Source organism: Paenibacillus sp. JT22N1 (assembly GCF_059692155.1).
The window spans coordinates 570,406-595,842 of sequence record NZ_JCAUAW010000003.1; the positions used below are offsets into that span (position 1 = coordinate 570,406).

Genomic DNA, 25,437 nt, shown 5'->3' on the forward strand with positions numbered 1-25,437 from the left:
AAATTATCGATTTCCCGTCATTTCTTTCGATTTAAGTACGAACCATTAGCGATCCTTTTGGACGCCCTTCATATTTGGCCCAAGCAATGTTGTATTTTGTACAACAATAAGTTAGCTAAGCCGCGTTATACTCTCGATTGTTGTAGTAAATACAACAATTTCTCCCTAAAACAGCTCTATAGAAGGAAATAAGGCAAAATTGTTGTACATCATACAACAATGACAGCTTAAAAAGAAGAAAACAACGAAATTGTTGTACTCCGTACAACAATCGCTCCTATTACCAAAGAAAAGACGGTCAGACTAGACTCCTCACTCCCCTACTCGCTCAAACCAGAAACCAATAATTAGGAACAGAATCACTTAACATTAAGAGTAAACAAAAAGAGCCTACCCGCAGGTAAGCTCCACATGAATCAATAAACTTATTGTTCTTCGTAAATCACGACGGACTTCGTTTCTTCTTCCCATTTAACCGTAGCTTTTAGAGCTTCGCTAATGAAACGAACCGGTACAACCGTGTTGCCTTCAACGATGGCTGCAGGAACTTCCAATGTTACTTCTTTACCGTCTACAGTAGCTTTTGTGCTATCGATAAATAGCTTCACGGTAATTCCGCCACGAGTAACTGTTACCGAACGTTCTTCGGCGTTCCATGTTACTTCGGCTTTTAGCGATTCGGAAATCGCACGGAATGGTACCAATGTGCTGCCATCTTTAATGAAAGGATTAACTTCCAAAGTAGGCTCCTCACCATTTACATACAAAAACACGCCTTTTTTACCTAGCTTTTCAAAAAGCTTGCCCAGCTTCTTATAGGAATTCAAGTTCTTTATGTTTACTTTTATTGCTTCCTTTTGAACATATACCGCATCGGTTACACTACCCTGCTCGTCCAAAACATCGGCAACAGCAGAAAGTGCAACATCTCGATCTTTAATCGCATCAAGTTCAGCCTTTAATTCGTCGCTAATGTGAGCACCGTAGTTAGTCAAAAGTAGATCAGCAATAACAGCTCCGGCAGGCTTATCCTTTACATTTTCAAGCGCATTAAGAAGACCATGAAAGCCGTTTTTACCATGGTTACCATATGTATCGGTGGTTACAGTTGCATCCTTATCTTCTTTAACTTTCACATTTAATTCTACTGCTGGTTTGGACGAATCCGCTTTATCAGCATTGTTGCCATTCTCGGATTTTGCAAATGCAGATCCTGTCATAAGGCTAGTTACAACAATACATGTAGCTGTGATCATCCAGGGCTTGTTCATTTTCATAATAACGACTCCTCAGTTGTTGGGATTTATTAACTCTCTTACATATTCGACATCTTTCCTATTTTTGGAGGGGTCAGGTACTTTCAAAGCTAATTTAAAAAAGTCCACCTCCTGAAATCAGGAAGCGGACCTCTCTTTAACTTATTTTTTCGCAATCAACGGATTAGCTTGATTCTGCATTTCAGCAACAACTTTTTCGATACCAGCTTGCTTCAGCTTATCATTAAACACTTTCAGACCATGCTTATCATCGTTAGGATCAACCAAACCGTAGAAGAGCGGTTTACCGTAAGTCTCCATAACGTTGCTAACTGCAGCAACTTCATTTTTCACTTTGGTATCATCAAACGTAAATGTCTCTAAAGGATGGTTGACAGTCACTGTCTTTTTCCAGTTTTCTGTGAATTTTTGCGTTTCAGCAGCTACCGTGGAATCCAAACGCTCATGTAAGGAGTTCCATCCCCATGGATCCGTACCGGACGGTGGGAAATCAGCAGAAGCAGGAAGCGGTTTGAACTGATCGTTGCCTACAGGCTCGTAGTGCTTGCCTTTAATCCCATAGTTCGTCAGGTCATGAATTTCTGGATCATAACGAAGTAAGTCAATCGCCATTAAACCACGTTCGTAGTTTTTGGAACCTGCATGGATGGACATCCCATTATTGATGAACGGATTGGAGAGACGTTTTTTGTCTGGACTCAGATCATACAGCTCTACTTTCCAATCTGGATGTGTTGTTTGCATTTCGGATTTTGCACGCAATAATGTTCCTAAATTCCATTCTACGGAAGCTAGCTTACCATCTTTGAATGCTTGTGTTTTGTCGACTTTATTGGCAATGGCATCTCGGGACCAAGCACCTGTTTTTTGGGTATCATTCATTTTCTTAGCAAAATCAGCGAACTCCTGCGTATCTACATAGTTGAATAGCTTGCCCGAACCATCCGTTACTTTATAAGCAACTGGCAGTTGCGGAACGACGAAGTTCCACTCATTCGGTTGAACCAACTCAATAGCATTAAACTCACTTACACCGATACTCGGTTTGAAATCCTTCTCTTTCTCCGCAACCGTTTTCAAATAAGTCACATAGTCATCATACGTTTTCAGCTCCGGCAAATTGTACTTTTGACGCAAGTCGCCACGGATACCGACCATATGGTAGCTGTACTCAAAATTGTTTTGTGGTACCATATAAATTTTACCGTTGATTTTCGCTTGCTCCCAAGCTACTTTTGGCTCTTCCGCCCATGTTTTTGGGGCAAACTTCTTAATCATATCCTCTGTCAATTCCATATAGCCGTTTTTCGTAGCTTGCTGCGCATAGTAGGACCATGTCGCCGAGAAGACGAGATCGAAATCCTCATTAGCTGCGAACATAAGCGGATATTTCTGTTGATACTCGCCCCAATCTAGGAAGCTAACATCCAGCGTTGCATTAATCTTTTGCTTCATTATTTTATTAACTTCACCATAAACCTCATCAAAAGCTTTTGGCTTGGAACCAAGCAAAACCATTTTCAGCTTTACTTCTTTACTTGTATCAATACCATTGCTTGAAGTTGCGGAAGCGCTTGCTTGAGGTGCCGCAGACGTAGCTGGTGTTGGTGATGCATCCTTCGTACCGCAAGCCGTCAGAACAGTACCCATCACGAAAAGTGATGCTAGACTGAGTTTAGCTAATTTCTTGGTGTATGCCATTTTTTTCTCCCCTTATAAAATGATAGATAATTTATGATAACCGGGAATTTGAATTCCCGGGGTTACCCTTTTACTGCTCCAACAGTTAAGCCTTGCACGAAATAACGCTGAACGAACGGATATAAGAAGATGATCGGTCCTGTGACAAGAATGGCGAGCGCCATTTTCAAACTTTCACCTGGCAATTCCGTAACCTGCATGCCTGTAATGGCCATAACCTTGCGAATGCCTTCGAGATTGCCCAGCATTTTATAAAGTAAATATTGCAGGGTATACAGTTTCTCATTCTGTACAAACAGCAAAGAGTTAAACCAATCGTTCCAATAATTCAGTGCGGTGAACAGTCCAATCGTGGCCAATCCTGGTTTGGCTAGCGGTAGAATTAAACGGATAAAAATCGTGAAATCCCCTGCTCCATCAATCTTCGCAGATTCCGTAATGGCGTCTGGTATGCTCCGCAAAAACGTTCTTAAAATAATGATGTAGAAAACGTTCAAGAGCGGCGGTAAAAGCAGCGACCAGAAGGTATTCTTCATGTGTAAATAGTTAACCATTAAGATGTACCAAGGTACAAGTCCACCATTAAAAAGGGTTGTGAAGTAGAAAAAGAAGGAAAATCCGCCACGCCACTCAAAATCCTGACGTTGAAGAACATATGCAGCCATCGCTGATATGAATAGTCCTACAATCGTCCCCGTTACGGTTAAAGCAATCGTCAACAGATAAGAGCTAACAAATTGCTGTGGATGTTTGAGCGCAAAGGCATAGGCATCCCAAGAAAATTCCTTGGGCCATATTCTAAAGCCATCACTCGTAATCGAGGATTCGCTCGTTAACGAGCCGCTAATAATAAGGATAAAAGGGATTAAACAAGCCAAACTGATCAAACTGATAAACACATAGCCAATGACATCCAGCATCCGCTGATCGATGTGACTCTTTTTAACACTCGTCGTACTCATAGGTTCACCCCGCAAATTACATTCTGTTTAAAATAAGGCATTCTCTTTATCCGATTTACGTACAAGGAAATTCGTTACCATAATGGTCGCAAAACAGAGGATGGATTGATAGAATCCAATCGCGGAAGACATCCCGATTTCATTGTTAACCAATAGAGAACGATACACATACGTGTCAATGACATCCGTCGTTTGATACAGCAGACCATTGTTGCCCACGAGCTGGTAGAATAGTCCGAAATCACCGCGGAAAATACCGCCAATCGCCAGTAAAACAAGAATGGTTATCGTTGGACGTAAGGACGGAAGTGTAATGTATCGAATCCTTTGAAACACATTGGCGCCGTCAATTTCAGCTGCTTCGTACGTTTCTCGATCAATACTAAGGATTGATGCCATGTAAAATACAGCGCCATAACCAACCGCTTTCCACGCTGAGAAAAAGATCAGAATATACTTCCAATATTCAGGAGTGGTGTAAATATCAAGCTCAGGAATATGTAGGGAGCGAAGCAGTGTATTCACAGTTCCGTGCTCGTAATTGAATAGATTGTACGCTACGGCACCAACCACGACCCAGGATAAAAAATACGGTAAAAACATAAGAGTTTGCGCCGTTTTGCGAAACAGTTTCGAACCGATTTCGGCCATCAGGATCGCCACCACAATTTGCAGCAGATTGTTAATAATGATAAAAGCCGCATTGTAAAGCATCGTGTTCCTCGTAACTCTAAACGCATCACCTGTCATGAAGAAGAATTTGAAGTTATCAAATCCTACCCAAGGCGAACCCATAATGCCCAAATCATAGCGGTACTGCTTGAACGCAAGCACGATACCGGCCATGGGCACATAGCTGAAAAGCAAAAAGTAAAGGACTGCCGGAGCAATCATGAACAGCAGTGTTTTCTTAGACTTGAGTCGATACAGGAGTCCTGTTCTCATCTTTATTCGTTCCCCCATCCGGTTCTAGTTGTCTCTCCTGTTACTAAATTAACAGGTTCCATGCAGCGTAGTAACCCGACAAAATATCGATTCCCTGTAACTTTTGCAGATAGCACCTAAGTTAGTGGCTTTGCTGTCTAATATGCGCTAATCTTAAGCTACATCTAGGATAAACGATTCCGCCGTCCTCCAGGACGAGCGCGTTTGTCAAGGTTGATGCAAAGCCAAAGTATAAAACTTATACTTTCTTATCAACTCTAGAGAAGCTTACGCTTACATCATAAGATTCTTCGAAAATTCTTGGGGGCGATTTTAACTATGAAACTTCTTTTCGCAGAGGATGAAAAATTCACGAGAGAAGGTATTCGTAAATCCATTGCATGGGGAGAACTCGGGATTACTGAGCTTGTCGAGGCGGTCGATGGTCTAGAAGCGGTGGCTATTGCTGAGCAATTTCATCCCGATATTGTGCTGACAGATATTCGCATGCCGCGCATGGATGGCATTGAGCTTGCCACGCACCTTCGCCGGAAGTATCCACTGTGCAAAATTGTTTTTATGAGCGGTTACGCAGATAAAGACTACTTAAAAGCAGCGATATCGTTGAAAGCGGTCAGCTATGTAGAGAAGCCGATTGATATCGAAGAGCTGGAAGAAGCGTTGCGTAATGCAATAGCCATTTGTTTGGAAGAGCAGCGGCATTTGGCGAACGACGCAGTAGCCAGAGATAATAAGAGCTACATCAAGCAAGAAGCAGCGCTCCAGCTCATTCGCGGGGGGTTTGACGAGGAATTGCTAGTTAAGCGACTGTTGGCCGTTGGTTTCGAGGCATCTCTTCACGCCCCGGCAGTTACGATCATGGCCAAGCTAATCACGCCGCAACCATCCAAAGAAATCATCAGTTCCATTATTGAGTCTGCGCTGACTGATTGCGAGCCCCCATACTTATATGCACTGAAAGATGACAATCACGTCATCCTGCATTTATTTTCGAGCGGCATAGAGCCTTTAGAAAGTAGTGGATTGCATCACGTTTGTTACGAGCTCTCTTCTGCTTTAAAAAAGGAATTTCATTCCTTCTCCATTGCCGCGGGAAAAATAGTACCTACAGTTAAACGGCTGCAGGAGTCGTATACAAGTGCTGTCCTTCGTCTTCAGGAGTCATTTTTTCATAAACCATGCTCCGTCATTCTGCATGATAGCCATGGCAGTGAAGTGCATTCTGAGCATTATCAGGTGCCGACTGAGTTATTCAACAGGTTCCAAGAATCACTTGTTGAGGAAAACTTTGAGGAAATTTCCCGTTTACTGAATACGGTTACCACGGATATTCATCAGCATCCTGGAACGCTAATTGTCAGCGTCAAAGAACTCTATTATCGTTTTGCTTTGGAAATGGACAAATTTGCTCGCAGCCGAAATGTCATCCTGTTCGATGTCTCGGAAGAAAATAATGTGCCGTGGAAGCTTATTCTGGAATGTCACTTCCTAGATGATATTCATCGGGTGATCACCCAGAAGCTGGATGAGCTGAAGCAATCCTTCAGGGAACGTGGGAACGGGACCATGTCATCTGCCAGCTCGCGGATCATTCGTTACATTCATCTGCATTTTGCTGAGGATAACTTGTCTGTTCAAGATGTAAGTGATCATATGCAAATGACTGCCTCGCATCTCATCTCGATTTTCAAAGAAGCGACTGGCAAAACCATTAAGCAGTATGTCACCGAATACCGAATGGAAAAGGCGAAGGATTTGCTCCGAAATAATCGATTGAAAGTGCTTGACGTCGCTTCACAGGTGGGGTTTAAAGATGGAGAGCATTTCGCGAAAATATTTCGGAAATCTACAGGGATGACACCTTCCGAGTATCGGGAGCGATGTCAAGTATGATATTCACTTTTATTCAAACGATACGAAAATGGCTGTACAATGCGAAATTACGGCATAAAATCATGGTTACTTATTTGCTGCTGATCATGATTCCACTTGGCTTCTATCAATTCATTGCTTCTGATAAAATGTCAGCCATCATCATTAATCATGTGACATATTCGGCCAAGCAAGGCTTCGACCAAACCTATTCGTTCCTCAGCTACCGCGTACAGCGAATAGCGGAAACGACGAATATTCTGGTTTCGAATACAACCATTTCTGGCATTTTAATGGACACGAGTATCACGGAAAATATTAATCGTGAGCTGCAGGATTACAGCAATCTCAAGCAGCTCCTCCGATCTATGCAGGACAGTCTTGATATTTCTCGGGTCATTCTGTATGTGCCGAAGGCGTTTATTTTCTCCAACGAAACGGAGAATTTCCTGCCCCTCGACCAGACAGTTGGCAGCCCTTGCTTTGCTCGTTTAAACGAACTGCATGCCAAATATTTATGGTGCTCGCCATCGGAATTAGGTTCTCATGCTACCCATGATAACTCCTCCCTCTATGTGGTTAGGAGCATTCTGGATCCAAACAATTATTCAGTGCCCATCGGCCAGCTACGTGTGGATGTACAGGCGGAGACACTGCGCTCCATGCTAAAAAAAGCCAATGTCGTGAAGAAAAGCGCCACCTTCTTAGTCGATCAGAACCATCAGATCGTGCTTGCCTCTGAACCTATGACCCTTACCGACTTTACCCTGCCGGATATGGCCAGCGACGCAGTTACGATGAATTGGCAAAGCAACAATAACTACTATTTATACCGGCAGCTTCCATCGAATTGGGGTATGGTGACAGTCATTCCGTTGGATGAAGTCGTACAGCAGAGCCATGAGCTTCGCAATGACTTGCTAGTTATTTTGCTTATTGTCAGCAGCGTTGCCTACTTGTTAGCCTATCTGCTCTCCTTCTCGGTCACACGTCGCATTTCACAATTGACGAGCCGTTTGCGTGATGTACAGAAAGGCAATCTAATCGCACTGGCTCAAACGCAAGGGAAAGATGAAATTGGAGAGCTGATTCAGACCTACAACTACATGATTGAACAAATAAGCACTATGAATAAGGAGCATTACCGATTAGGACAAGAAGTAAAAAACGCGGAGCTGAAAGCACTCCAATCACAAATTAATCCTCACTTCCTGTATAATACGCTCGACCTTATTAACTGGATGGCTGACAGCGGTCTTAACACGGACATCAAAAAGGTCGTCAAGGCGCTAGCTCGCTTCTATAAAGTCAGCTTAAGCAGCGGGAAAGATATTATTTCGCTTCGCGAGGAATTAAAACATGTTTCTTTTTACGTACAGATTCAGAATATCCGATTTGAAAATAAGATCGATTTTCAGATCCATGTGCCAGAGGAACTGTTAGATAACGCGATTCCGAAGATTACTCTGCAGCCAATTGTAGAAAATGCGATCCTACACGGTATTCTAGGACGTACTCACCGCGAGGGTACGATTACGATTAGTGGCACAAGGGTGAATGATAACATTCACCTGATCATTATGGACGACGGCGTCGGCATGCGCGCTAATCAGGTCGAAGACATCATGACGGGCACGAGCCGCAGCAAAATCAGCGGCAGCGGATACGGCGTCAAAAACGTCATCGAGCGCATTCGCCACTATTTCGGCGAGCCAGCGAATTTGACGTATCGCAGCGTACTCGGCGAGGGCACGGAAGTGGAGATTACGATTCCGGTAACATCGGGATCAGAGATGCAATGATAGAAATAGAAAGAGCCAAGGCAACTGCTTCCCTTGGCTCTTCTTCTATCTATTTCAAATAAAACACTTCACGCATCGGTTGGATTGGCACCGCTTCGCGGAAGTCGAAGGAACCGACGACCATCTTCGAAGTAATCGCATTCCATCGATTACAAGCTTCGCTTTCTGCTAAATAAGCGAAAGCAGCTTCTAAATCATCGCACAAGAAGCAATAAAAAAATTGTGCACCATTTTGAAAGATCGAGTAATCCCTAATCCCAGCTTTCGTGTGCTCTTCCATAATTTCCGGCCATGGAGCCAGATGCATACTCACGTATTCCTCTAAATCTTCTTCACGTATCGTCCATGTCCATGCGAATTTCCCACTACTCGTCATACGGTCACCCTTCCCCATTAACATTCAATCAATTGTACTTTACCGCGACAACATCGTCGCGTCAATAAACATCATCGCCCTAGTATGACTTTGGGACAGCCCCTCTTGTTGCATAATGTTTATTATTCAATTTTACGGGATGCGCCAATGAACCAAACGAGAAAAGCGTAGCATAGTAGTGCAATAAAGCCATAGCCGCCGAACACATCATACTTTGAAGCGAAGTAGCCGAAGCCAAGACCTGCGAGCGTGTGTACTAGATTCTCCCCTAATGACTGGAACGAATCAATCGTTGCTCGCATTGAGGAATTAAAACGGTGATGCAAGTAGCCGGTGGCGATAGGCTCCATCACGCCAGAGAACAAGCAGATGATGAGCATCGCTGTGAGGCCGATGAAATCCTTACTAATGGCAACATAGGTGAAGCCGACGGCGAATACAACCATAATAATGAAAATCAGCGTTCTATAGCTTAACCAACGTATCAGCACGTGTGCCATCAGATTGCCAGGGAGCTGCAGCAGCATGATCGCGGCGGATAACACGCCGAAGTATACAACCGGTATACCCAATCTACTCACGTATAACTGCCAGAACTCTTCGATGTAGCCCATGGCAGCACCTGTCACCATGGCTGAAAGCATCACAAGGGTGACACTTGGATTCGTTCGGAAAAAGCGCAGTGACACAGCGACATATGCCTTAAAAGGAATAACTTCCTCGAGAGAAGTGCTGTCTTCAGCAGCAGGCTCGATCAATAGCAATGAAAGGGCCAGGGCGATCAACGCACTCCCGAGTGATATCCAATAGTTCAGCTCAAGGCCGTATTTACTTGCGAGCAAGCTTCCGCACAAGGCCGCGAGTATTGCAGATACGAAGTCGCAGGCATTCAATCTGCCAAGTTGTTTTTCGAACGAAGAGGCCTTCCCTTGCAGCTTTAAGGAATCGTAAAGCAAAGCATTTTCTGATCCGCTGCTGGCCGATCTACTCACGCCCGCCAAGAAAACGACCAAAGCAAAGTGCCAGAATTCCGTCGCATACAGTAGAATCAGAAACTCGCTGCACCCGAGCAGGCTACTAAGCACAAGCATCTTTTTCCGGCCCCACTTGTCGGCCATAATGCCGGTCGGAACCTCCAGAAGGACAATTGTCAGGGCGTAAATAATTTCGGTATACACGACCATCTGAATGGTCATACCCCGCTCCTCCCAGAAAAGCCTCTCGATGACGTAGGCTGGTATAAGGCTGGAAAAGAAGCGGAGCACATATAGTTTTTGAAGATTGGCTGTGTAGTCCATGAAGGAGCTCCTCTCCTAAATCTGATTGGCTAATTAGGCTCAATCAAATAAGGGGGCGCTCGCGGTGGACTAGCGGTTACGTCTTAGCAAGGGGGTCGTGCGAAAGCAATCATAGTAGGGTCTCTCCTTTCATTCAGATCGTGGTTATCCCCATCATAAGTTGCGATGTGAGGCACGTCAATGTGATTATTTAAGCTGCTCTTTAATGCCTTTTAACGGATTATCATCAGCATGATGTCTGTGTAAATACCATGCAAGCATGCCCATTGAAATAACCGCTCCGGCTAATCCAAGTCCCATGTCTTTTTGAGTATCAAAGACATCACCTTGCAGCCCGACATAATCCACTCCCTTTTGCCCAGCTACAAAAGCAGCCCCCATCTCTATGATTTCGAAACAGGCGCTGCAACTGAAAACGACTGCCGCGGGAATGGCAAATGACCAAAAACCACGCTGTGCGGCGGCCCGGGTTAGCAAATCACGGAATGGATATGCCAAGAACAAACCGAATGCGAAATGAACAACCCGATCGTAGTAGCTTCTCTGGGTATGAAAAGAAGCTTTCAGGCACATGTCGAACGGTGTACCCTGATAGGTATAATGAGCCGCATAAGTATGTAAGCAAAGAAAAATAAACATGAGTAAATAGGAAACGTTAGAGAAACGGAAAACTTTATAAGTAAAAGCCAGAACAAGCACGACGATAACGGGAAGTATGCTCTCCATAAGCCATTGTATCCGGTCCGTGGGTGCGATGGCCGTGAATCCCCAATACACAGCAAACACGAAGATCATCAAGTGCAAAGGCCAATTGCGGGAAAACGGTATGTACGGGTTCGTCAGCATGTTCGTCCGTTCCTTTTACACAGGCTGCTAATCATGTAGAAGTCAACCTTTCTGCTTGTTTGTTTTTTATCTGGATTACATATAACAAAATCCCGTTAGCCATTTTGGCCAATGGGATATTTATGAATGACTTTAGTCTTCTGGTGTACGGTCCAAGTATAAACGAGTCACTGAAGTAGCATCGCCCTTTTCAATATCTTCTTCCGTTGCTTTTTTCTCAAGAGGATCATGCGTGTTCATACCCGGTGCAATCGTCGGCTCGTTATGGTTGGATTGGGACTTGTCTTTCAAATTAATCACCTCCATCAACCATAGTTTGGATAAATATGCCGATTCTATACTTGGACTATAAATTCTTTAAACAATTCCTTGACCTTTAATACGCGGAACGTCGATGCGTTATTTCGGGAAATCTGCGCTTCAAATCAAATAAGAGGAACGTGAATACGTTATTTGATCCATAGGAACGACCCTGAGGCAAAAAACAACGAAATTACGCATCGTCGTTCCTCTTCCTCATGATTTCGGGTGTTTTCATCCAAATAGCGGATCGAAGTTCTTTTGGGCAAATTCTGTACAATAAAGGGCAGAGAAATATAACATCCAAAGTGGCTTTTGGGCATCCCCAACAGGATGGTTGGGGTTAGGGTTGGCTCTCGACAAGCATAGATGTAAAAAGTACATCAAAATTTGTTAAAAGTGACTCATCTGGCGAGTATTCATGCATTTTGTACATCAAATTCAGGCCAAATCTGACCTTCGAGCCTGAATCGGTTAATTTTGATGTAGTTTTTGCAGCTTCTGCCTACCGAAGCTAGTTTGAGCTGAAATCAACTGCACTTTTTGCATGAAAGTTACAAGCTGCGGATGGCTCGGGAGGTTACCTGCTACGGTATAATGGGATACCAGCTTCCGAATGCCGCGGTTGTCGCCGGCTGCAGTTTGCTAGGCGGGCCGCAGCGAAAGCAAAGTTAACTTAATACAGCAATCTCTGCCGTTTCACGGACGAGCGCGTCGAATTGACTAATTGCCTTGGACAAATCAGAACGCTCAGCTGTCAAACAGGCGAAGCCTTCCTGCACGCGTGACTCGAAATCAATTGGAGCCATTTGAAAACGACTGCACTGAGCTACCGCCCCTTTTTCGTTCAGGAGATAAACCCCATTGCATGCAAACAATACTTGAGTCAAACAACTTACGGTCCGAAAGAGATGACCTGCCGCATAAGAAACGTCCTTGCGGCTCAATGCTTTTTTGGCATTCGATACGGAAAATTCAGCTTCCCACATAAACTTCGAGACTGTCGCTTGCCGAAGGGTATCCGGATACTGATCTGTCAACGTCTTCATTTCAGCGACTAGGCCATCTGGATCCCAGAGAGGTCGGCAATACGCCGCTTCTCCCATGTATATGGATGTGCAAAATCCATGAGGATGCCCTGGTTGATAATGGATGTCGATCCGCCCTTGGCGGCAATCGTTGATCACTTCAGTTACGTTCTCAGTATCGCGGTAGAGGAGGTCCATTGAATATCCCCCCACCTTTAACCAGCCGCCGCCGTTAATCCAGGGCCCCCATCCGCCTAGTGGCGTAATTAGTCCACTACGACCTTCGTCGTCTAGTGCCGATGCTAATTTATCAAGAGCCTCTGTGTCGATCGGGTATCCAGATTGGTAGTAGAGTCCAACGTCAATGTCGGATTCCGGTGTTTCTGTACCACGGGCCCGAGATCCGCCCAACACGACTGCCCTTATTCCCGGGACATTACGTAATTGCCCAACAACCGATTCAATTACATCTTTTGCATCCATGTTCCAAAGCCTCCATTCCATATGAAAGCCAGCCCAACAAAATGAAGGGCCAACTCCGACACATGTGTATTAAAACTGTAGGACAAGTATGGTTTGCGGTTCAAGAACTATTTTTTCTTTCCATATCAGATTTCCCTCTGTCTGTTCGAAGGAGACACTTTTGCCGCCAATCATTACACTTTTCACGTCTCGCCCAACTAACAGTCCACTTTCAAAGCTGGACAACCTTAGTTCCCCCATCATTACCTCTAACTCCAGCTGTCCATCACTGCTGCGAAACTCGCCCCAACCATCGTTCAAGCTCCAGAAACAACGAAAATCATCTGCTTGCCATCTCGGGCTAAAGCCGATATGTCCGCCTACCATATCATATTCGAAACCGCTTAGAGCAAGAAGCAGGCCATAGGACGCCATGGAACGAGCATAATTGCTGCCGCATTCGAATTCGTTCCATGGGTTGCGGCGCTCTCCATCATATCGGTCACGGATGGACTTAACGGCACTCAATCCTTCCATTACTAGTCCTTCATAAATCATATGACAAGCAGCTTGATATTCGAACCCATTCATGCATTCGTCTGCATAAGGAACCGGCACTATCGGGCTGTTCTCTTCAGGCCAAGTACAGATCATCAGGCCTGACTCGTCATTCAATCCATAGATGCGGCAGGCGTTCGGAAAATCACGCAAATTCTCGATATAATTATTGTCATAAATCGATTGAACCGCTCGTTTCACTTTCACAGGATCAAGGACATAGCCGAGACCAACAAGATGAGCAAACCATTGACCGAGTACTTGATCTATGCCGCACCCCTCACCAATCTGGTACTTATGTTCTCCTGCCTCATCATTCCAGTACACTTCTTCCGCTCCATATTTTCCTAGGACTGATCGATCTTTGAGATCGACCAACTGATGGAAGTAGCTGCCATTGAACAGATGCTCGTTCGTCCAAGCGGACCCTTTGGCGCAAAGCGCGTCGTACTCTGCCGCAATCTCCTGTTCACCGAGAGCTTTTGCAATCTCTGCTGCCGCCTTCAACGCAGTCAAGTACATGCTCGTCAGCCAAGAATTGGGGCCGAACAATTCCATGTCCAGCGTATGATGCTGGCGCCCTTCCATGACACCGTCCTTGTCAGCATCCCATTGGTCTTCGTTTGTAGGATCCCAGGCATATTCGAGCGCTTTTCGAACATTTGGCCATATCGAGCGCAGCCATTCCGTATTGCCTGAAATTTTCCACTCCCTATAGGACTTAATCACGCCTCCCATTTGACCGTCGGCAGCCGCCCTGAAATTGTTATCACGAGTCGTTCGCTCGGCCGGCAGCATGAGGCGGAACGCCATTTTTCCATTCTCGAACTGGGCGTGTTTGTACTCGATGTTTCGCATCGAACGGGCAAGTGCCGGGAACAAGAAGGCTGTCGCCTGCTCGTAATTCCATACATGCGTGCAGGAACCTTCACATGAGCCTTCGTTCGTATGAACGCCCTCGAAACCGTAAAGTGTCCCGTCAGTCAAACGCAGTACTGTAGGGGATTTTAGGATCGAAATATTGCTGCTAATTGCGTCAATCACAGTGTCGGGAAGTGTAGAACGGAACAGTGTCTCTTGGAACAACCGCGTCTCCTTGTTCAATCGGTCATAGTGTTCCATGATATAATTTGCCGTATCGGTGGAGTCACGGAACACCGTCGAGTAGTAATTTTTCCAAGAAGGTAGTCGGCCGCTATCATCCCCACTGCCTGGATTCCAGAAGTTGACGCAATTCGGAAAGTTCCAGGCAAGCACGAAGCGGAATTTAGCCTTCCCACCAGCCGCTATAGTGCGATGCCCGCTCAGCAGGCCAACATCTTGATGCTTTTCATGCAGCCTTTTCGCATCCAGCTCACGCGGTCCTTCGTAATTTCGCTCCTGAAAGCAGCCTGGCCGACGGAAATCCTTCCAGAATACGGTCAAGTTATCGAACCATCCACCACGATACCAATACGATTGGTAGCTGACGTCATCATTGTCAGTCATCAACGTCAGATCGCCGAATTCCGCTTCATCCGCTTCATACTGTGTGGAAGACATACGGATGGCACTTCGTCCGCCGAATTCCACCGCTTCGTTGACGGCTCCCTGACGAAACGGATTTGACACATTGCCGACCACACTGATCTCCAACTCATCCGCTGACCGATTAGTCACCTCATATTCGAAAATGGCACAAGGTATAGATGAATCCCGATCATTCAGAGGAATGAATGGATTAAAGGCTGTCAGTTTGACCGTGATCGGGTCATCAGCATCGTCGAAGTTCATCTCTGCGAACGGGAATTGTCCACGGAACGATGTATTCGTAAAGTGCGGAAATCCGGCCATGTTTTCCCGTCTGGGTCCGTACCCATAACCCTCGTATTTGCCTTTCCCTTCTCCTGTGTACGGTGCCTGCATATCCCCATTGAGCACTTTGGTCAGTTTGACCTCTCCCTTGCATTCCGCCTTTACGGCAAAGAAAGAGAATCCGTTAAAACTCAGCTTGTTGGGCCGGTTGAAAATCTCCCAATCAATTAGCCGTCCGTTGCCGGCGAGACCGATACTTCCCGTTCCAATCCCGCCAAGCGGAAAAGAGATTTGGCTCGTTTTGGCTCCTGTATACATAAAATCTTTGTCCATACGAAACTGTTCGTTTACTATATTGTTGCTCATTTCTTGGCCTCCTTAAGTTCCTAACTGATTTCATGAATCCTGACAGACACTCACAGTTTAAGTCCACCCGCAGTAATGCCATCAAGCAAGTATTTTTGTCCGAAAATATAAAAGAGCAGCGGAACGATAAGCGACAATGTCACCCCTGCCAGGATAGCTGATAAATTCCCCGTTCCGAACGCTCCCGTTAATGCCGTCATACCGATCGGCAGCGTCATTTTTTCGAAGGAATTTAGAAAAATTAAAGGGCGGAAAAAATCGTTCCAATGCGCGATGAAACTTATTACCGAGGTAACGGCAACCGCCGGAAACGACATGGGAAGGATGACTTTAAGGAAAACCCATAATCGGCTAGCACCGTCCATATAAGCGGCTTCGTCATACGTATAGGATATGGACATCATGGTTTGCCGAATCATGAATATTCCGAACGGGTTGATAAGCCCCGGCAAAATGAGCGCCAAGTGCGTGTCGATCAAGCCTAACTTCGACATCAGAATGAACTGAGGAATGATCGTTACCTGCCCTGGGATCATAAGTCCGGAAAGAAAGACGAGAAAGAGGACGTTGCGTCCCGGAAAAGCAATACGAGAGAAGGCAAAAGCCGCCATGCTTGAGATGAATATATGCCCAATCACGATGATCAAGCAAATTTTCAAACTATTGAAAATAAAATCGGAAAACGGTACCTTTGCGAACACCTCTGCATAGTTGCCGATGTGCCACGCTGTCGGAAAAATGGCAGGCGGCAGTGAGAACGAATCTTTCGGCAGACGTAACGAGGTGGAGAAAATCCAAAGGAAAGGGGTGAGCATGAGAAAAGAGAATACAAGCAAAGCGCCATCCAGTATGATGCGTTCTAGTTTGATTCGCCTCACGGTTCTTCTTGCCGTCCCTGCAACCCGCAGCTTGGTAACCTCCACAAGTATCAACTCCCTTTTAGTCCCGATCGTAATTTACCCACTTATGGCTGATGGAAAATTGTAAGATCGTAACGCACAGAATGATCAAGAACAGACTGAGTGAGAGCGTAGATGCATACCCCATCTCATGATGTTGGAAAGCGACCTCATAGATATACATGTTCACCGAACGCGAAGCATCGCCAGGGCCGCCCCCGGTGATAAGGTACGGTTCATCGAATATTTGAGTTGCACCAATCAGCGTAGTAACCAAAACGAAGAATATGGTAGGGGAAAGCATCGGCAGTGTGATGAAGAAGAATCGCTGCATTTTGCTTGCACCATCAATTTCGGCTGCTTCATAGAGCGGCTCAGGAATGCTTTGAAGGCCGATCAAATAGTAAAGAAATGCATTTCCTATAAATTTCCAAAAACTATAAATCGCAACGGCCAGGTAAACCCACTGAGGCGATTGCATCCAAGGAATCGGGTCAACACCAAACTTACTAAGAAAGTAATTTAGAATGCCGAAGTCCTTGCTGAAAATGAATTGCCAAGCGACGGCGACCGCAGCAGAAGTCGCTAATACCGGGAAATAGAAAATCGTACGGTATAGATATTTCCACCCTTTGGCTATATTCCGGTTAACCGCTAACGCAATTAGCAGCCCGAAAATAACGTGCATCGGCGTTAAAATCGCAACATACTTGATCGTATTGCCATATGTAAGCCATAACCGATCATCAACAAATAAATGTTTAATGTTGTCAAAACCGATCCATTTGGCTGGCGTGATTATGTTGTACTTGGTGAAACTAAGATAAATGGTTGCCACAACCGGTTCGCCGATAAATATAATAAAAAATAGCAAAGCAGGCGACAGAAATAAGAACCCGACAATAATGTTGGACATTTTACGATTGGCTGCCACGTTTGATCCCTCCATGAACCGGGGTGCCGACGGCGATCCGATTGGACCGTCGCCAGCATACCGCGAGTTAGCGTCATTTTTTCAGGATGGCATCGATTTCTTGTTTGGCTTTCTTCATTGCCGTCGCTGCATCGGACTGGTTAGACAGGATCTCCGATACATGCCGATCGAATACTCCCTGGATTTCACCATATTGCATCGGAGCTTCTACCGCCTTGGCAATATCGGCGCTTTCTGCATATACCTTCCAATTCTGCGCCGGTGTCTTCGGCAATACTTCGTTCATGACAGAGATGCGGGTTGGAATAGATGTGTTGGAAAGCGTCGTTTTCTGCGAATAGACGCCGCTGAGGAAAGCTGCGAGTTTATATGCCGCTTCCGGATATTTGGTTGATTTGAGCACAGGGAACGCCCCTGAACCGAAAATAACTTTGTTCGTCTTGAACGTCGGCAAAAACTGTACATCAATGTTCGTGAATTTATTTTTGTCATAGGTGCCGAATGGCCATTTACCTGCTGATATCATGGCAATCTGACCGTTGATCAACATCTGGATTTGGTTATCTTTGGGGTCAGGAACCGGCGCAACTTTATATTTGTAAATTAGGTCCTGAAAAAATTGCATCATCTCGATCGCATTCGGATCATCTAACTTACTCGTGGTCATATCGTCATTCAGAACACTCGCATTATTATTAAATAACCATGCAGACGCTCCAAAATAATAATTAGGAATCGCAAAGCCGAATGTTTTCTTGCCATCCTTCTCCGAGGTCAACTTTTGAGCGTACTGGAGAAAGTCATCCTTCGTCCAGCCTTTATTTGGTACGGATAGCCCGGCTTGCTTGAGAAGATCGGTATTGAAGTGCATAACAACGTTATTCCAGTCCCAAACAAAACCGTACGTTTTATTGTCAATAACGAAAGGCGATTGAAGCTTTGTATGCAGATCACTATAGTTTTCCAAAGCACCGGGATCTGTTTTCATATATGGATCCAGCGGGAGAAGAAGGTCCTGTTTGGCAAACATCTGAATGCCTTCGATGGCTACGCGAATAACGTCAGGCGATTTGCCGCCAGCAATCATTGTCTGAATCTTATTAAAATAATCGGCCCAACCATTGCTGACCACTTCGACCCTCTTCACTGTGATATCGGGGTTTTGCTTGTTGAACTCGGCCAAAATATTCGTAAGTTGTTCATCAGATGCTTCATTCTTGCTCCAGACTAACGTAAGTTCGGCCTTGCCGAGTTTGGTTGCAGTATTATTACCTTCCGAGCTGCATGCGATTAGCGACCACCCAAGAGTAAGAATCAATAATAGGACCCAAGCCTTTTTCATATTCGAGACACCATCCTTTACAGATTGTGGGACGCACTACCGGAACAGCTAGCCCGGTGCAGCCAGATGTCTGTCTATGTTGTTGAATCATGGATCAATTCCGTGCACGTGCACGGAAAAAGCTAAAAAAATTTGTAGCGAAGATAATTACCGATAGGGGCGTCCCCCTCGTCACCGTTCCTGCATCTGAGTGGCAAATTAACAATGTGAGCTCTAATTACGCACATCGTGCACGTGAACGACCTTATCTTATCAAATGCCCTCATGTTTGTAAACGCTTTTATTACAAATTAGTTCCTCTTTCCTATACCTACTCTTTCCTGTATCGTTCACGAGCACGGGTATTGACCAGCCCGCTCTATTAAGCTACGATTAGACCACTAGATCCCATTCTCACGGAGGCCGCATGAACATTACCAGTAAACAAATCGCCGAGCTGTGCGGAGTTACACGGGGAACGGTGGATCGAGCGTTAAACAACCGTCCCGGTATTAATCCGGAGACTCGTGTGAAAATACTACGGGTCGCAGAGGAACTCGGTTACCGCCCCCATTTTTTAGCTCAAAGCCTTGTCAAAGGACATACAAAAACGTTAGGTATCGTGCTGTTTGACATTCATAATCAGATTTTCTCCCAGCTATTCCACGCATTCGAGGCCGAAGCTAGGAAACGGGGATATATCGTCTATCTTGTCCTTTCTAATCGTGACAAGGACCTAGAACTAGAGTATATCAACAATTTGTTAGATCGTAGAGTCGACGGAATCGCACTATTGCCGACCAATTTCAACAAAAAATTTGAAACTCTTTTGACTCGCTCGCGGACACCTATCGTGACATTCGGTAATCGCCTTTCAGGCCTGTTTCCTTATGTTTGGATCGACGACAAGCAAGCTATCCGAGACTCAGTCGCCTTCCTTTCCAGTCAAGGCTATCGGCACTTGATCTACTTAAGTCCGCCTCTGATGCGAAAGGGGAAAGAAAATATTTATGTGCCCGAACAACGATATCTTGGTTTTATCGAGGCATGTGATGAGATCTCAGATATGCAGCATAACGTCATTGCACAGAAAAATTATTTAGCTGAGTTGGAGCAATTGATAGAGAAAACGGACAGCAAAAGCGCAATCTTATGCTCTAGTGACGTGTATGCACTCGAGGTTCTGAAATGGTTGAAATCCCGCAAAATCCGAGTACCTGAACAAATTGGCCTCATGGGTTTTGATAACATTCATGTATTGAAATACATTAATCCCTCACTAACAACAGTTGACTATAATGTGAATGAAATCGGCACTAAACTGGCTGACATACTAATTAATCAAATTAACAATGATGAAGTTCCTGCCGAGACACTTATCGCTCATCATGTCCTTCAGGGAGAATCTGTCACTCTAGGGGCTATCCCAAAAGGGTTATAAATCTTGGGGGGGGGTATCTACCTTAAAGATGGTTACACGTATCCATAAGGAGGACTTCCTCCAGTAGGGGGAGGTCCTTATGGGTCATCGTTGTTCTTAACGGAACGACAAGCCGCTAAAATGGATGAAATGAGCTAAACATTGAAATAGTGGAACGAGAGGGCGTTATTCGAGGATATTGTTGGGACAACCCCATTTCCAGCGTAAAGTGAGTTGTCAACCTGATTAGCTTCAAGAACCATCTGCGAAAGTTTGGCCCTTGGCAGCAAGGGCTTGACGAATCTGATCCAGAGCCTTTGGTCCCATACCATGCAGCTTCATGATCTCGGCCTCGGTGAGCTTGCTAAACTGCTCTAGCCGCAAGTAGCCTGCATTGGCAAGTGCTCGACGAGCTGGACTGCTTAACTTCGGAATGTCAGATTTCTGCTCGTCGATAATTTCCGCATGTTTAGGTTCGATGTTTTTGTTTGGCATATTAAGATCTCCTTTTTGTAGGTCTGTCTATCAACAGCCTTTGCTTAGTTTTTAGTTGATTTTTCAAGTATCTTTTGCAGCGTAGTGTTAATATTCAACAAAGCCATGAAAATGAATCCAAGCATAATAAAAGTAACTATTTCTTGTGTGAAAATCGATACCACCGCTAATATTACTGCATATATCCCATATAAATTATTTTTTGAAAATATCAATTCAAACACTCTCCTCTTATAATAAAATCCACCCAACTATTTTACCGTAATATGGTTGATGCTAGGGGAGCCGCAGCTTTCCTATAGACTCTTGTCTAATAATCAAAAAAGAGCCGCCACGGCAGCTCCTTGATGATGTTTATTTTTTTACACAAATCCTCGTTACTACGAATGGTTGACCAGAAATCCTCTGAGATTCCTCGCTGGCCCAAAACATCGCTGATGGATAACATCAAAGTTCTTTCCCTTTGTCTTATTACCGATTCCCTGCAGCATGCATCTTTTCATTCAATCGCACACTCGCCACAACAGGATAATGGTCCGACGGATAGCGACCATTGTACAGGCTTCTATCGACGTTGATTGAATTCACTTGAATTTCGGGTGTTACGATAATGTAATCTATCGGCTCTCCCATGTCGCCGCCGTTAAAGTCATGCCAGGTGCAGCCTACATCATTGTCCTCGCCATAAGCGTCATAAAGCCCCGCTTGGGTCAGAATTTCGACCACTTTGCTGCTTGGGCCGCAGTTAAAATCACCCGTCAAAATTGCCGGAATCCCGTCTCGGCCGTTCATCGTGCGGATTCGTTCTACTATAAGCTGGATGCCGTTCGTTCTAGCTTCCTCACTCATATGATCCAAGTGAGTATTGAACACGTACCACTCCTGTCCGTCTTGCTGCCTCAGCCGTACCCAGGTACATATTCGCGGACAGCCCGTGTTCCAGCTCAAGTAACCGAGTCGTTCGGGATATTCGGATAGACCGAAGTTCCCGCTCTCGACTGGCTTCAGCAAGCCACGATGATAGAAGATAGCACAATGCTCGTCTTCGTTTCCTCCTTGACGGCCATCACCGAGCCATGCGTAATCCGCTAGCTGCGCCTGCAGATCCTGCAGCATAGTGTGCGTTCCCTCCTGCGTGCAAACAATCCCTGCTCCTGCTTTTTGTATGGCCTCAGCCGCTTCATTGATACGATTCGGCCATGCATTGTTGCCATCCTGCTTGACATTAACCCGCAGGTTAAACGTCATCACGGTTATATCCATTGTTATCCTCCAATAGGGTTACAAATAACCTGCCAACTTCTTAAGAATTTGTGCTTGTTCTGTCGTCATTTTTTTGCCGCTTAAGGCATCCACTTCGTTAAGGAAAGCATGGAGCATACCTTCCTTTGCTTTTAGATTACCTCGCTTCTCCGCTTCCTGCGCATTCAGAAGCTTGCTGCAAAGCCCATTTGCAATCCCCTGGTCGTCCGCCATGAATTGACGAATGAGTTCGCACATCCCGTCATAGGTCACGGAAACCTGGAATGTAAATGTGACGGTACTGGTGTTTCCTGCCCAGTCTGTGGCCGACACTGTAATATCGTGGCTTCCAGGTTCAAACGTAAAGGCAGGTTGCCCAACGAGTGAAGATGAACACGAATTCGTAACCAGTCCGGATAAAGCGTCTGCAGCTGTGCAACCGATATAGACCGCTTGCTGTACAGTATACGAACGTTCGCCTGAGAATTCAATAACCGGCGCCGTTTTGTCGATCCGGATATCCATCGTTCGAGGAATCTCTTTGATACCCGAGAAGTTCGTGGCAGCATACGTTACACTTGTAACCCCTTCTGCAGAAATCGGGAATTGAAGTGATGCTCCCTTTACGGTCGTTTGATCAATCGGCTGTGCCCCCATTGCGGAATAGGAGATAGAGTAGGCATGGTTTGCTTCAATCGTTACGGCAGCATCCTTGTTGATCCAACCGCTTTCGTTCGGTAACGGATTGATGCTTGCGACTGAGATCGGCGGGACTGAATCTTTGACGCTAATGAAAAAATCATCATAATACGCTGATGAAATATTATATCGGCTCGTAACAGCGATTAGACTAGCGTAGGCTGCATTGGCCGGCGCCTTTCCTTTGAGTGTCACCTTCTGCCATTGGGCTAATCTGGATTCGTCCAGATGGATTTCGAGCGTGGAGATCGTCGCGTTGTTCTTGTCAAAGAAGCGGAACATGAATCCCGGTTGACCGGACTCAATGTACAGATTGACACCCGCTTGGTATTCTTCCCCAGGTTTGACCGGAATCTTGTCGCTTTGTACGGCGACGGAAGCAGTACGGAGCTTATCCGTAATCTTCAGGCTTTTGGAGCCTGAGAAGCTGCGCTCGCCGCTGATTTCATACTGGTAATCTGTTCCTGTCGCGAACAAAGAAGTCCAGCCGGGAATGACGCCATTATTTGCATTATCTTCCAATCCGGCGTTGCGGATAGGAACTGGGATGCCCGGTGGCTCCTCCACGATTTCCCCATCTACCTTCATTCGGTATAAAATCGTATTGGTCGCCTGATCGGTAAAGTATAAATTTCCATCCATTCCCAGATCAAACCTTGAAGTGTCCGCCAACGTGCGGAACTCCAACGTTTGCGGATCGATAACAGTCAGTTTGTTATTGAAAAGGACGTAGAGCAGTCCGTCCTCCGACCAGCGAAGCGGATGATGAGCCCATTGGCTGAAATTCAGACTCGGATAGATTTTCTTACTTTTCACAACGTTGTAGGTATTCGGATCTATGGCAAAAATGTATTCGTAAGAGGCGCCCCAGATCAAGCCATCCGGTCCGACGGCCAGATCGCCGATGAAGATCGGTTTCGTCAAACCGGGAACACGGAGTGGGAATTCAGCGATTTTTTGCTCCTTATCGACATCCCATACGAAGATTTTCGCTTCCTCTTCTGTCGGTTCGGAGCCAAGACCGTTCCGGATCGTGGTAGATCCATATATTTTGCCGCTAAGGTAAGCTGTACTGAGTACGCTTTGATTCTGAACAACGTTGCGGTGCACTTTCGTTTCCCCCGTTGCTGGATCATGTACCGTTAAGGAACCGCCTAACGTACCATAACCGGATATTGTGGAAATAAACAGCTTGCCCTGACCGCCTGTGATATTGACAAGCCGCTCCTGATCATCCCCTAACACAGCTAAACGTTTCGGGTTTGTATCGCTCGGCTCTACCGCCAAGTTGTATTCATAAAGGGCGCCTTCCGGGTAAACCCCCATATATACTTTGTTTCCTACAGGGTATACACTGTCCGCTTGACCGATGCTGAAAGGCTTAGCTGTATTATCCGTCAGATTGACAAGAGATGACCGAGCCTGCGAGCCTGTCGTGATTAGCTGTGTTTCTGAGACGCTCTGGAGTCGGTTTACAACCCCAGGAAGTCCAGGAATGACAGGTGGTTTGAGATAAACCTGTTTCGTTTCGATATTCATCAACGTTACGCCGCCGTCATAACGTACCGTTACCAGTGTTTTGCCAGGCAGTTCAGGGTTATTCGGAATCTCCACCCAATCCGCACCGCGCAAGCCTGAAGCATATTCCATTCCAGTCAACGCGACTTCATGCGACGCGAGATCGAAGGTCTTCAGCTTTTTATCGGACATATAGTACAGTTTTCCGTCTAATGAGTCCGTGGCGTGCAATCCCGTTACATTTTCCAATTGGACATCCAGCCAAGCTTCTGTCTGCGTATCGTAGATGTAAGCATCTCCCGGTACCCCACTGCCGTCCGTATATCGGGCAAACAAATAACGGTCATCAATGGTGTCCAAATCATACACCGTATCGTTCTTGACGCTGAGGGAAGCGGCAATATTCGTTTTCACACCCGTTGCCAAATTCACCCTGACGATTTGCTTATGTGCGGTTCCCGCATAGACGTTCCCGCCTTGGTAAGCGATAGAACGTACATATTCTTGATCCAGTGCGCCTATGACTCGGCCGTAATCCTTGGTCATTTTGGAGGCAGGGTCATATTGATATACCTTTCCGCCGGGATATGTCCCCACATAGACACGTCCCTGCTCATCCGTTGTAATACTGTTCGGTACGGATTGCCCATCGAATTGGGCCGCCAGCGTAGGCGTATGTGTCACCGGCGAGTAGCTCCAAAGCTTGGCCCCGCCACCATCAGCTGCTAGGAATAAAGTTCCGTCAGGGGCAACCGTATGCGCCCAGGAACTCTCCGATGGGCCGATTGGAATGCTTCGCAACAGCTTATAATCCTCCAGATCAATGACATTGAGATGTCCCGGCTTCCCTTTGCTCGTCGCATAAAGCACATAATGCCCGTCTTCTCGGCCTACAGTACCGTTAAATACCGCAACCGTATAATTATTCGGAATCAGAAGCTCCTCCGGAGTCCCGTAAGTTTTCTGTGAAAGTCGGCTGCCCTCAGCCGAAACGAAGACTCCGCCCCAACTTGTCAAAGTGATTAATATGATCATCATGAGCACAAAAACACGATACTTGCTGTTTGGCATTACAAAACCTCCTTAGAGTTTTTAGAGATAACTTTCTCTCTCGAAATGTGAGCGTTTTCAATCATACGGATCAGCTTGCTTGTCATTTGCCCTCCTCCCTTTATTTGCAGTTACGCTTTGGGTATTTACTTGTAAGCGCGTTAGCTTCCCTTTTTATATTAAAAGCGCTTCCAACATCCGTAAACAAAACGATTTCCGCCTACTTATATTTTTCTCAGACTTTCCTTCAAAAACAAAAAAAACCTTGTCAT

20 protein-coding genes are annotated in these 25,437 nt (G+C 45.6%); 4 read left to right on the forward strand and 16 right to left on the reverse strand.

Features of this window, described 5'->3' with window-relative positions:
- Nucleotides 1-425: 425 nt before the first annotated feature.
- The 4 genes from AC58UU_RS08965 to AC58UU_RS08980 form a co-directional block, all read right to left on the reverse strand.
- Nucleotides 426-1,277: a stalk domain-containing protein gene (locus tag AC58UU_RS08965; protein ID WP_497314803.1), complete on the reverse strand. Its 852-nt coding sequence runs from the start codon at nt 1,275-1,277 to the stop codon at nt 426-428.
- Nucleotides 1,278-1,418: 141 nt separating this feature from the next.
- Nucleotides 1,419-2,978 (reverse strand): ABC transporter substrate-binding protein, encoded by a 1,560-nt coding sequence (locus tag AC58UU_RS08970; RefSeq protein ID WP_497314804.1) that lies wholly within the window; start codon nt 2,976-2,978, stop codon nt 1,419-1,421.
- Between the two features lie 62 nt (nt 2,979-3,040).
- Nucleotides 3,041-3,940: a carbohydrate ABC transporter permease gene (locus AC58UU_RS08975; protein WP_497314806.1), complete on the reverse strand. Its 900-nt coding sequence runs from the start codon at nt 3,938-3,940 to the stop codon at nt 3,041-3,043.
- A 27-nt stretch (nt 3,941-3,967) separates the two neighbouring features.
- Nucleotides 3,968-4,885 (reverse strand): ABC transporter permease, encoded by a 918-nt coding sequence (locus AC58UU_RS08980; protein WP_497314808.1) that lies wholly within the window; start codon nt 4,883-4,885, stop codon nt 3,968-3,970.
- A gap of 318 nt (nt 4,886-5,203) precedes the next feature.
- On the opposite strand from AC58UU_RS08980, the gene AC58UU_RS08985 reads away from it, so the two are divergent.
- Both AC58UU_RS08985 and AC58UU_RS08990 read left to right on the forward strand, forming a co-directional pair.
- Nucleotides 5,204-6,778: a response regulator gene (locus AC58UU_RS08985; protein ID WP_497314810.1), complete on the forward strand. Its 1,575-nt coding sequence runs from the start codon at nt 5,204-5,206 to the stop codon at nt 6,776-6,778.
- The gene (locus tag AC58UU_RS08990) at nt 6,775-8,559 is read left to right on the forward strand and encodes a cache domain-containing sensor histidine kinase (protein ID WP_497314812.1); all 1,785 of its coding nucleotides are present in this window, start codon (nt 6,775-6,777) and stop codon (nt 8,557-8,559) included. The genes AC58UU_RS08985 and AC58UU_RS08990 overlap by 4 nt, the downstream gene beginning before the upstream one ends.
- Before the next feature lie 49 nt (nt 8,560-8,608).
- Here the strand turns inward: AC58UU_RS08990 and AC58UU_RS08995 are convergent, their stop codons facing one another.
- From AC58UU_RS08995 to AC58UU_RS09010, 4 genes are all read right to left on the reverse strand, one after another.
- Nucleotides 8,609-8,935: an L-rhamnose mutarotase gene (locus tag AC58UU_RS08995; protein WP_497314813.1), complete on the reverse strand. Its 327-nt coding sequence runs from the start codon at nt 8,933-8,935 to the stop codon at nt 8,609-8,611.
- Between the two features lie 122 nt (nt 8,936-9,057).
- Nucleotides 9,058-10,233, reverse strand: coding sequence for an MFS transporter (locus tag AC58UU_RS09000; protein WP_497314815.1), 1,176 nt, complete (start codon nt 10,231-10,233; stop codon nt 9,058-9,060).
- Nucleotides 10,234-10,419: 186 nt separating this feature from the next.
- Entirely contained in the window at nt 10,420-11,079 is a 660-nt protein-coding gene (locus AC58UU_RS09005) for a DUF2238 domain-containing protein (RefSeq protein WP_497314817.1), read from the reverse strand.
- A 132-nt stretch (nt 11,080-11,211) separates the two neighbouring features.
- Nucleotides 11,212-11,370 (reverse strand): hypothetical protein, encoded by a 159-nt coding sequence (locus AC58UU_RS09010; RefSeq protein WP_171643649.1) that lies wholly within the window; start codon nt 11,368-11,370, stop codon nt 11,212-11,214.
- Between the two features lie 552 nt (nt 11,371-11,922).
- Between AC58UU_RS09010 and AC58UU_RS09015 the strand changes: the two genes are divergently transcribed.
- The gene (locus AC58UU_RS09015; RefSeq protein ID WP_497314819.1) at nt 11,923-12,054 is read left to right on the forward strand and encodes a hypothetical protein; all 132 of its coding nucleotides are present in this window, start codon (nt 11,923-11,925) and stop codon (nt 12,052-12,054) included.
- Here AC58UU_RS09015 and AC58UU_RS09020 read toward each other — a convergent pair.
- The 5 genes from AC58UU_RS09020 to AC58UU_RS09040 form a co-directional block, all read right to left on the reverse strand.
- On the reverse strand, nt 12,051-12,890 hold the full coding sequence (locus tag AC58UU_RS09020) for a nucleotidyltransferase domain-containing protein (RefSeq protein ID WP_497314821.1): 840 nt from the start codon (nt 12,888-12,890) through the stop codon (nt 12,051-12,053). The genes AC58UU_RS09015 and AC58UU_RS09020 overlap by 4 nt on opposite strands.
- A gap of 69 nt (nt 12,891-12,959) precedes the next feature.
- Nucleotides 12,960-15,587 carry a GH116 family glycosyl-hydrolase gene (locus AC58UU_RS09025; RefSeq protein WP_497314823.1) on the reverse strand — a complete coding sequence of 876 codons (2,628 nt, stop codon included), beginning with the start codon at nt 15,585-15,587 and terminating at the stop codon, nt 12,960-12,962.
- A gap of 50 nt (nt 15,588-15,637) precedes the next feature.
- Nucleotides 15,638-16,510: a carbohydrate ABC transporter permease gene (locus AC58UU_RS09030; protein WP_497314825.1), complete on the reverse strand. Its 873-nt coding sequence runs from the start codon at nt 16,508-16,510 to the stop codon at nt 15,638-15,640.
- A 16-nt stretch (nt 16,511-16,526) separates the two neighbouring features.
- Nucleotides 16,527-17,420, reverse strand: coding sequence for a carbohydrate ABC transporter permease (locus tag AC58UU_RS09035; RefSeq protein ID WP_497314827.1), 894 nt, complete (start codon nt 17,418-17,420; stop codon nt 16,527-16,529).
- Between the two features lie 73 nt (nt 17,421-17,493).
- Nucleotides 17,494-18,762 (reverse strand): ABC transporter substrate-binding protein, encoded by a 1,269-nt coding sequence (locus tag AC58UU_RS09040; RefSeq protein WP_497314829.1) that lies wholly within the window; start codon nt 18,760-18,762, stop codon nt 17,494-17,496.
- A gap of 406 nt (nt 18,763-19,168) precedes the next feature.
- On the opposite strand from AC58UU_RS09040, the gene AC58UU_RS09045 reads away from it, so the two are divergent.
- Complete coding sequence (locus tag AC58UU_RS09045) at nt 19,169-20,182, forward strand: LacI family DNA-binding transcriptional regulator (RefSeq protein WP_497314831.1); 1,014 nt, start codon at nt 19,169-19,171, stop codon at nt 20,180-20,182.
- Nucleotides 20,183-20,413: 231 nt separating this feature from the next.
- On the opposite strand, the gene AC58UU_RS09050 is transcribed toward AC58UU_RS09045, so the two are convergent.
- From AC58UU_RS09050 to AC58UU_RS09060, 3 genes are all read right to left on the reverse strand, one after another.
- Nucleotides 20,414-20,656 (reverse strand): helix-hairpin-helix domain-containing protein, encoded by a 243-nt coding sequence (locus AC58UU_RS09050; protein WP_497314833.1) that lies wholly within the window; start codon nt 20,654-20,656, stop codon nt 20,414-20,416.
- 471 nt (nt 20,657-21,127) lie between these two features.
- Nucleotides 21,128-21,919: an endonuclease/exonuclease/phosphatase family protein gene (locus tag AC58UU_RS09055; RefSeq protein ID WP_497314835.1), complete on the reverse strand. Its 792-nt coding sequence runs from the start codon at nt 21,917-21,919 to the stop codon at nt 21,128-21,130.
- 18 nt (nt 21,920-21,937) lie between these two features.
- Nucleotides 21,938-25,186: a hypothetical protein gene (locus AC58UU_RS09060; RefSeq protein ID WP_497314837.1), complete on the reverse strand. Its 3,249-nt coding sequence runs from the start codon at nt 25,184-25,186 to the stop codon at nt 21,938-21,940.
- Nucleotides 25,187-25,437 lie beyond the last annotated feature (251 nt).

Excerpts from the sequence above, each read along its gene's own strand:
- AC58UU_RS08985 (WP_497314810.1), top strand. The coding sequence starts at position 5,204 with ATGAAACTTCTTTTCGCAGAGGATGAAAAATTCACGAGAGAAGGTATT.
- AC58UU_RS08995 (WP_497314813.1), bottom strand. The coding sequence starts at position 8,935 with ATGACGAGTAGTGGGAAATTCGCATGGACATGGACGATACGTGAAGAA.
- AC58UU_RS08980 (WP_497314808.1), bottom strand. The coding sequence starts at position 4,885 with ATGAGAACAGGACTCCTGTATCGACTCAAGTCTAAGAAAACACTGCTG.
- AC58UU_RS08990 (WP_497314812.1), top strand. The coding sequence starts at position 6,775 with ATGATATTCACTTTTATTCAAACGATACGAAAATGGCTGTACAATGCG.
- AC58UU_RS09055 (WP_497314835.1), bottom strand. The coding sequence starts at position 21,919 with ATGGATATAACCGTGATGACGTTTAACCTGCGGGTTAATGTCAAGCAG.
- AC58UU_RS09050 (WP_497314833.1), bottom strand. The coding sequence starts at position 20,656 with ATGCCAAACAAAAACATCGAACCTAAACATGCGGAAATTATCGACGAG.
- AC58UU_RS08970 (WP_497314804.1), bottom strand. The coding sequence starts at position 2,978 with ATGGCATACACCAAGAAATTAGCTAAACTCAGTCTAGCATCACTTTTC.
- AC58UU_RS08975 (WP_497314806.1), bottom strand. The coding sequence starts at position 3,940 with ATGAGTACGACGAGTGTTAAAAAGAGTCACATCGATCAGCGGATGCTG.
- AC58UU_RS09040 (WP_497314829.1), bottom strand. The coding sequence starts at position 18,762 with ATGAAAAAGGCTTGGGTCCTATTATTGATTCTTACTCTTGGGTGGTCG.
- AC58UU_RS09045 (WP_497314831.1), top strand. The coding sequence starts at position 19,169 with ATGAACATTACCAGTAAACAAATCGCCGAGCTGTGCGGAGTTACACGG.
- AC58UU_RS09000 (WP_497314815.1), bottom strand. The coding sequence starts at position 10,233 with ATGGACTACACAGCCAATCTTCAAAAACTATATGTGCTCCGCTTCTTT.
- AC58UU_RS09060 (WP_497314837.1), bottom strand. The coding sequence starts at position 25,186 with ATGCCAAACAGCAAGTATCGTGTTTTTGTGCTCATGATGATCATATTA.
- AC58UU_RS09025 (WP_497314823.1), bottom strand. The coding sequence starts at position 15,587 with ATGAGCAACAATATAGTAAACGAACAGTTTCGTATGGACAAAGATTTT.
- AC58UU_RS08965 (WP_497314803.1), bottom strand. The coding sequence starts at position 1,277 with ATGAAAATGAACAAGCCCTGGATGATCACAGCTACATGTATTGTTGTA.
- AC58UU_RS09020 (WP_497314821.1), bottom strand. The coding sequence starts at position 12,890 with ATGGATGCAAAAGATGTAATTGAATCGGTTGTTGGGCAATTACGTAAT.
- AC58UU_RS09005 (WP_497314817.1), bottom strand. The coding sequence starts at position 11,079 with ATGCTGACGAACCCGTACATACCGTTTTCCCGCAATTGGCCTTTGCAC.